1 pseudogene is annotated in these 258 nt (G+C 46.1%); it reads right to left on the minus strand.

Annotated elements, in window-relative coordinates:
• Nucleotides 1-243: pseudogene (locus AS151_RS20280) on the minus strand (transposase); the annotation flags it as partial.
• Nucleotides 244-258 lie beyond the last annotated feature (15 nt).

Genomic DNA, 258 nt, shown 5'->3' on the forward strand with positions numbered 1-258 from the left:
TACATCGTCAATATTTTGCAAACGCTGATTATATTCGGTGGGAACTTCTTCAAAACGAACTTGCAAAATTTCTAGAAGATCTTCTTTAGCTGTTTGCAAGCGACCTTCTTGCCTGCCTTCTTGCCTGCCTTCTTGCCTGCCTTCTTGCCTGCCTTCTTCCAGACCTCTTTCCAAACCTTCCTGCCTGCCTTCTTCTTTTCCCCGTTCCATCCCACGGCGTTCAATACTGGTAATATAGGGCATACGTTGTTCCTCCTC

It is taken from the genome of Geitlerinema sp. PCC 9228, from assembly GCF_001870905.1.
Lineage (GTDB): Bacteria > Cyanobacteriota > Cyanobacteriia > Cyanobacteriales > PCC-9228 > PCC-9228.